Here is a 5,697-nt window from a genome sequence, read left to right on the forward strand (position 1 = left end):
AAACGGCGGGCCAGCAGCACGCGTGCCTCGGCATCGGCCAGCTCGGCGACCAGCGCCACCGGCACCGACACCGGGTCGACCAGCGCCAGCGCCGCGGACAGTTCGTTCTCGGCGGCTTCCCTGGCGCCTCGCGGGGCCTGCTCGGCGGTGTCGGCCAATGTTGCGAGCCGCTTGCCTTCGGGTCCGGCCCCATAGGCGTCCACGGCGGCCGCGCGGGCCACCACCGCGCGGCGGGCCAGCGCGCCGTCGAGCGCCTGCCAGGACAGATCGTAGCGAACGTGCAGCCGGTCCAGCCGGTGTGCGGTCTGATAAGCCCACCCCGCCACCAACAGCAGCGCCGCCAGCAGGACCAGCAGGGCGATGACCACGATCCAGGTGATCACCTGGCCACCTGCACCTTCGCCCCAGCCCCGGCGACCGTCTCGTAGACCCGCATGATCTGGCGTTCCACCACCGACCAGTCGTAGCGGTGCACAGCCTCGGTGGCCGACTCGATGTAGCGGCCGCGCGCGACGTCGTTCTCCAGCACCTCGGTGAGGCCGGCCGCAAGTTCATCGGCGTCGTCGACGGGCACTAATCGGCCGGCCTTGCCGTCGAGCAACACCCGGCGGAAGGCGTCCAGGTCGCTGGCCACCACCGGGGTACCGGCGGCCATCGCCTCGACCAGCACGATGCCGAAGCTCTCGCCGCCGGTGTGGGGCGCGCAGTAGACGTCGGCGCTGCGCATCGCCGATGCCTTTGCGGCGTCGTCGACCTGGCCGAGGAAGCGCAGGTGCCCGGCCAGCGGCCCGACCTCCTCGCGCAGTTCGTCTTCGTCGCCGCGGCCCACGATCAGGATCTCGATGTCAGGAAATCGCTCGACCAGCGTGGGCAGCGCAGCGACCAGCACCTCCATGCCCTTGCGGGGCTCGTCGAACCGACCGAGGAACAACACCGACCTCCCCGGTCGCGGGTATCCGTCCAGGCACGGCGCCGACGCGAACGACGCCACGTCGACGCCGTTGGGGATCTCGACGGCGTCCGAGCCGAGTGCCTCCATCTGCCAGCGCCGCGCCAGATCGGACACCGCGATGCGGCCGACGATCTTCTCGTGCCAGGGCCGCAGGATGCCCTGAAAGACCGACAGTGTCAGTGATTTGGTGGTCGAGGTGTGGAAAGTCGCCACGATGGGGCCCTCCGCCACCATCAACGCCAGCATCGACAGGCTGGGGGCGTTCGGCTCGTGCAGGTGCAGCACGTCGAAGTCGCCGTCGGTCAACCAGCGTTTGACCTTGCGGTGGGTGGCCGGGCCGAACCGCAGCCGCGCCACCGACTTGTTGTACGGAATCGGTACCGCCTTGCCGCCGGAGACCACGTAGTCGGGCAGCTTGACGTGCGGCGACGACGGCGCCAGCACGCTGACGTCGTGACCACGGGTCCGCATCACCTCCGCCAGTTGCAGCACATGGGACTGCACGCCCCCGGGGACGTCGAACGAGTACGGGCACACCATGCCGATGCGCATCAGGTATCGCCCCTGAGTTTGGCCTGCCGTTCCGCGGACAGATCGGCCAGCCACTGCGGCTGCAGCATGTGCCAGTCGGCGGGATGTGCGGCGATGCCTTTGGCGAACCGGTCCGCCAATGCCTGGGTGATGGCGGCGACGTCACCCGACGACGTGTCCAGCGCGTCATGAACATGGACCACACAGTCGTCGCCGTCGTAGTAGACGTGCGCCGGGTGCAGTGGCGCACCGGTCTCGATGGCCAGTTTCGCCGGACCGGCCGGCATCCGGGTGGGCTCGCCAAAGAAGTCGACCTGCACACCGTTGCGGGTCAGGTCGCGTTCCGCCATCAGGCACACGAACTTGTTGCCGCGCAGCCGCTCAGCGAGTAGCTCGAACGGCGGCCGTTCACCACCCGACAGCGGAATCACCTCGAACCCCAGGCTCTCCCGGTATTCGATGAAACGCCGGTACAACGACTCCGGCTTGAGGCGCTCGACAACCGTGGCAAAGGTGCCGTGCTTGCGGGCCAGCCACACTCCGGCCATATCCCAGTTTCCGCTGTGCGGCAGCGCCAGCACGCCACCACGCCCAGCGTCCATGGCCGCCTGAAGCCTGTCCGCCCCGATGAACACCTCGTCGAGGCGACGGGCGACGGCGGGTAGGTCCATAGACGGCAACCGAAATGCCTCCCGCCAATATCGGGCGTATGAGGCCAGCGATGCACGAATCAGCCCGTCCGGCACCCTGGCTGGTGTCACGCCGAGGACGCGGGCCAGGTTCTTGCGCAGTTGCGCGGGCCCGCCGTTGCGGGAGGCGTAGACCGCGCCGGCGTCGAAGGCGTTGCGCGCCACCAATTCCGGCATCGCGCGGACCAGTCGCCAGCCCGCCGCGTAGCCAAAATCGGTGATCTGGCCCCCGAGCGGGAAACGGCTGCCACGAGTCGCCTGCGGTCCCGTCGGGGTGGTGGTCACTGCTCATCCCCCTGCCCTACGGGCGGGTGGTGCCCCCACTTCTCGGGTTTTTCGCCGGACTCGGCCTGCTGCTTCGGCTCCATCGCGCCCGGTGAGGTCCGCACGGTGTGCAGACGCTGCAGCAGAGTGACCACGCTGGCGACTGCGAGCACCCACATCGCGACGTGCACCAACCACGGCATGTGCAGGAACCACACGCCGGACAGCCCCGCGCCGACCAGGACGATGATCAGGCGCTCCGGCCGCTCGATCAGCCCACCCTCGCCGCTCAGGCCGCTGGCCTCGGCGCGCGCCTTGACGTAGGAGATCACCTGCGAGGTCACCAGGCAGATCAGGATGGCCACCACCAGCGACGCGCTGTGCAGCCCGAACGCCGCCCACCACAGCAGCCCGGCGAACACCGCGCCGTCGGCGATCCGGTCGCAGGTGGCGTCCAGCACCGCTCCGAACCGGGTGCCGCCGCCGCGCACCCGGGCCATCGCGCCGTCGAGCATGTCGGCCAGCACGAAGAAAGACACCGCCACCGAGCCCCACCACAGCTGTCCGATCGGGTACAGCGTCAGCGCCGCGATCACCGTCCCCGCGGTGCCGACGATGGTGATGCCGTCCGGCGTGAACCCGGCGCGCAGCGCGCCCTTGGCGACCGGCGTCGAGAGCTTTTCGTACGCCGCGCGGGTCATCAGATAGAAGTCGCTCACGGTTGTTTCGTCCACTCGGTCGCGAGCAGTTCGCGGGTGTCGCGCAGCAGCTGCGGGATGACCTTGGAGTCCCCGATGATCGTGATGAAGTTCGCGTCACCGATCCAGCGCGGGACGACGTGCATATGCAGGTGCTCGGCCAACGATCCGCCGGACACCCGGCCCAGGTTCAGCCCGACGTTGAAACCCATCGGCTTCGAGACGTTCTTGATCACCCGAATGGCCTTCTGTGTGAACGCCATCAGATCGGCACTCTCCTCCGCGGTGAGGTCTTCGAGCTCGGACACCCGCCGATACGGCACCACCATCAGGTGCCCGGGGTTGTACGGATAGAGGTTCAGCACCACATAGACGGTCTCGCCGCGGGCGACGACCAGGCCGTCCTCGTCGGACAGCGTGGGGATGTCGGTGAACGGCTCCGGCTGCGAAGCGGGATCGCGTTTCATCGGGGCTTCGGCGAGGTAGTTCATCCGGTACGGCGTCCAGAGGCGCTGCAGATGATCCGATTCGCCGACGCCGCGATCGACGACTGTGTGCTCGTCATACGGCCGGTGTTCGGTCACGTCGTCGTGCCTGCCTTGATCAATTCCGCTGTGGGCGCCGCATTTTCGCGGTTTGCGATCCAGTTCACGATCGCCTCGACCGCCTCGTCGCGGGGCACTCCGTTGACCTGGCTACGGTCGCCGAACCGGAAGCTCACCGCGCCGGCCTCGACGTCGCGATCGCCGGCCAGCAGCATGAATGGCACCTTCTGGTTGGTGTGATTGACGATCTTCTTGGCCATCCGATCGTCGCTGGTGTCCACCTCTACGCGGATACCGTGCGACTTCAGCTGCTCGGCAACGCTTTCCAGGTAGGCCACGTGTCCGTCTGCCACCGGGATGCCGACCACCTGCACCGGCGCCAGCCACGCCGGGAAGGCGCCGGCATAGTGCTCGGTGAGGATGCCGAAGAACCGCTCGATCGACCCGAAAAGCGCGCGGTGGATCATCACCGGCCGCTGCCGGGTGCCGTCGTCGGCGGTGTACTCCAGCTCGAAGCGCTCCGGGAAGTTGAAGTCCAGCTGGATGGTCGACATCTGCCAGGTCCGGCCCAGCGCGTCCTTGACCTGGACCGAGATCTTCGGCCCGTAGAACGCCGCGCCGCCGGGGTCGGGCACCAGTTCCAGTCCGGATGCGGCGCCCACCTCGGCCAGCACGTCGGTGGCCTCCTCCCACGCCTCCGCGGAGCCGACGAACTTGTCCGGATCCTTGGTGGACAGCTCCAGATAGAAGTCGGTCAGGCCGTAGTCGGCGAGCAGGTCGAGCACGAAACGCAACAGCGAGGTCAGCTCGTCGCGCATCTGCTCGCGGGTGCAGTAAATGTGCGCGTCGTCCATGGTCAGGCCGCGCACCCTTGTCAGCCCGTGCACGACGCCGGAGAGTTCGTAACGGTAGACGGTGCCGAACTCGAAGAGCCGCAATGGCAGTTCGCGATACGACCGCCCGCGGGCACGGAAGATCAGGCAATGCATCGGACAGTTCATCGGCTTGAGGTAGTAGTCCTGGCCGGGCTTGCGCAGCGTGCCGTCCTCGTCGTACTCGGCGTCGAGGTGCATCGGCGGGAACATGCCGTCGGCGTACCAGTCCAGGTGGCCCGACGTGTGGAACAGCTGCGCCTTGGTGATGTGCGGCGAGTTGACGAACTCGTAGCCGGCCTCGATGTGCTTGCGTCGCGAGTACTCCTCCAGTTCCCTGCGCACGATGCCACCCTTGGGATGGAAAACCGCCAGGCCGGAGCCGATTTCGTCGGGGAAGCTGAACAGGTCGAGCTCGACGCCGATCTTGCGATGGTCGCGACGCTGCGCCTCCTCGATCAGCTCCACGTGGCGGTCGAGCGCCTGCTGCGACTCCCACGCGGTGCCGTAGATGCGCTGCAGGCTGGCGTTGTCCTGGTTGCCTCGCCAGTACGCGGCCGAGCTGCGGGTCAGCTTGAACGCCGGAATGAACTTCGTGGTCGGAATGTGCGGCCCACGGCACAGATCGCCCCAAACCCGCTGGCGGGTGCGGGGATTGAGGTTGTCGTACGCGGTCAGCTCATCGCCGCCGACCTCCATAACCTCGGGATCACCGGACTTGTCGTCCACGAGCTCCAACTTGTACGGCTCGTTGGCAAGTTCCTCGCGCGCCTGGTCTTTCGATTCGTAGACCCGCCGGGAAAACAGTTGGCCTTCCTTGACGATCTGGCGCATGCGCTTCTCGAGCGCCTCCAGGTCTTCCGGCGTGAACGCCTCCGCCACGTCGAAGTCGTAATAGAAGCCGTCGGTGATCGGCGGCCCGATGCCCAGTTTGGCTTCCGGGAACTTCTCCTGAACGGCTTGGGCAAGCACGTGCGCCGCCGAATGCCGGATCACACTGCGGCCGTCCTCGGTGTCGGCGGCCACCGGCGTCACCTCGGCGTCGGCGTCGGGTACCCAGCTCAGGTCGCGCAGCCGCCCGTCGGCGTCACGGATCACGACGATCGCATCGGCGGCGCCGCGGCTCGGCAGCCCCGCGTCCCGGAC

At 67.8% G+C, this 5,697-nt stretch carries 5 protein-coding genes and 1 pseudogene; all 6 read right to left on the reverse strand.

Annotated elements, in window-relative coordinates; translation table 11 throughout:
• Positions 1–383 (reverse strand): annotated as a pseudogene (locus ACRDU5_RS13065) (exopolyphosphatase); the annotation flags it as partial.
• Positions 380–1,504: a glycosyltransferase family 4 protein gene (locus ACRDU5_RS13070; RefSeq protein WP_526614976.1), complete on the reverse strand. Its 1,125-nt coding sequence runs from the start codon at positions 1,502–1,504 to the stop codon at positions 380–382. The gene ACRDU5_RS13070 and the pseudogene ACRDU5_RS13065, both read right to left, overlap by 4 nt.
• Positions 1,504–2,394 carry a phosphatidylinositol mannoside acyltransferase gene (locus tag ACRDU5_RS13075; RefSeq protein WP_526614981.1) on the reverse strand — a complete coding sequence of 297 codons (891 nt, stop codon included), beginning with the start codon at positions 2,392–2,394 and terminating at the stop codon, positions 1,504–1,506. Before ACRDU5_RS13075 ends, ACRDU5_RS13070 begins: the two co-directional genes overlap by 1 nt.
• A 59-nt stretch (positions 2,395–2,453) precedes the next feature.
• Entirely contained in the window at positions 2,454–3,155 is a 702-nt protein-coding gene (gene pgsA / locus ACRDU5_RS13080) for a phosphatidylinositol phosphate synthase (protein WP_526614977.1), read from the reverse strand.
• The gene (locus tag ACRDU5_RS13085) at positions 3,152–3,718 is read right to left on the reverse strand and encodes an ATP adenylyltransferase (RefSeq protein WP_526614978.1); all 567 of its coding nucleotides are present in this window, start codon (positions 3,716–3,718) and stop codon (positions 3,152–3,154) included. Before ACRDU5_RS13085 ends, pgsA begins: the two co-directional genes overlap by 4 nt.
• The coding region (thrS, locus tag ACRDU5_RS13090; RefSeq protein ID WP_526614980.1) for a threonine--tRNA ligase at positions 3,715–5,697 on the reverse strand (1,983 nt) is incomplete at its 5' end. The genes thrS and ACRDU5_RS13085, both read right to left, overlap by 4 nt.

It is taken from the genome of Mycobacterium sp., assembly GCF_050701515.1.
Taxonomy (GTDB): Bacteria; Actinomycetota; Actinomycetes; order Mycobacteriales; family Mycobacteriaceae; genus Mycobacterium.